The 1,739-nt window shown below is 37.6% G+C and carries 2 protein-coding genes; one reads left to right on the top strand and one right to left on the bottom strand.

From position 1 onward, the window contains the following. The coding region (locus tag V7137_RS19300; protein WP_335699574.1) for a CotG/ExsB N-terminal domain-containing protein at positions 1-265 on the bottom strand (265 nt) is incomplete at its 3' end. Between the two features lie 206 nt (positions 266-471). On the opposite strand from V7137_RS19300, the gene V7137_RS19295 reads away from it, so the two are divergent. Then, positions 472-1,563 carry a CotH kinase family protein gene (locus V7137_RS19295; protein WP_335699573.1) on the top strand — a complete coding sequence of 364 codons (1,092 nt, stop codon included), beginning with the start codon at positions 472-474 and terminating at the stop codon, positions 1,561-1,563. Positions 1,564-1,739: the final 176 nt, after the last annotated feature.

Genomic DNA, 1,739 nt, shown 5'->3' with positions numbered 1-1,739 from the left:
TGGAAGTCATCCGGTTTCTGGAAGTCATCCGATTTCTGGAAGTCATTCGATTTCTGGAAGTCATCCGGTTTCTAGAAGACATTCGATTTCTGGAAGTATTCCGGTTTCTGGAAGTATTCCGATTTCTTGATGTATTACGTCTGGATGTTCTTCTGCGTGTTGTACGGCGATTATGACCTGGGTCACGGAACAAAAAGTCCCAGAAATCACCTCGTCTTACTTCATCTGCCGCACTTTGAATATCTTCTGCTGAAAAATCACTCATATTAACTTAGCACCTCCTTTAAGCTTGAAAAGGGAGCACAAAAACTAATTCACATATGTGTCCAGGAAACTCTCTCTTCTTCTACTAAAATACGTATGTACAGGTACATTTGAATGAGAAAACAGCCTATTAGCGAAAAAAAAGCTGTCCAAACGGGACCTCTAACTGTCGACTATCATACGAATATAGGGAAGGAGGAGTATAAAATGGACGAGACTGCAAAAGTACCGCAATACAAACTTTTTATTAACCCAATGGATCTGCGGGAGCTGAGAAGGGATATTTGGATTGATGAACCGATCCCGGCCCAATTAACGGTTGATGGGAAACGACTCGAAATTGATGTTGCCTATCGAGGATCCCATATCCGCGATTTACCGAAAAAGTCTTACCAGGTTTCCTTCTATAAACCTAAAACATTCCGAGGGTCCAAACAAATTCATTTGAATGCTGAATTTAAGGATCCTTCATTAATACGAAATAAACTATCATTTGATTTCTTTGTCGAGCTAGGCGTGTTATCGCCGCATTCGCACCATATATTCCTTAATCAAAATGGAAAAGCAGAAGGGGTCTATTTGGAAATTGAAGCAGTGGATGAAAATTTCTTAAAAAGAAGGAACTTACCTACTGGCGGCATTCATTATGCTGTCGATGGAGATGCGAACTTCTCACTGATGAGCGATTTAGACAAGGAAACCAAAAAATCGCTCAAATTAGGCTATGAAAGAAAAGTTGGCGGGCCGGAAGATGATTATAACTTACAGGAATTTATCTTTAACATCAATACGTTTTCAAAAAATGAATTCGAAAAGGAAATTCAAAAATTTGTAGACATTGATAAATATCTTCGCTGGGTGGCCGGTGTAATTTTCACATCAAACTATGATGGGTTCGTTCATAACTACGCCGTTTATAGGAATGGTGAAACACGCCTTTTTGAGATCATACCGTGGGATTATGATGCGACATGGGGAAGGGATGTAAATGGAAAAATCATGGAACCTGATTATGTTCCGATTGATGGATTTAATACATTAACTGCACGGCTTTTATACGTAGATACCTTTCGTAAGCAATATCGAAAGCTCCTTGAGGATATAATGAATCATCAATTTACAGTGGAAAATATGATTCCAAAAGTGGAAAAACTGACACAATTGATTCGTCCGTTTGTTATTCAGGACCCATATAAAAAACAAGATATAGATATATTTGACAAGGAATTATCGGTCATAAAGAATTATATCGAGGAAAGAAGAAAGTACTTATATAGGAAATTAGCAAAACTAGATTAAAATATCCTGAGGAAAAGTTGCCATCTACTAGTAAAATGTACCCTATAGGTAGATCTTTTTAAATGTCTACGCTATCGGGTACATTTTATTAGCCGGGTGGTTGTTTTTTCGCGTTTAGAAAAAGTAAAAGTAGGAATTCACAAAGATATGTGGAAAATCTAAACTCTCTGTTATTT

It is taken from the genome of Neobacillus drentensis, from assembly GCF_036962765.1.
GTDB classification, from domain to species: domain Bacteria; phylum Bacillota; class Bacilli; order Bacillales; family Cytobacillaceae; genus Neobacillus; species Neobacillus drentensis_C.
This window is presented reverse-complemented; position numbering and strand designations above follow the sequence as displayed.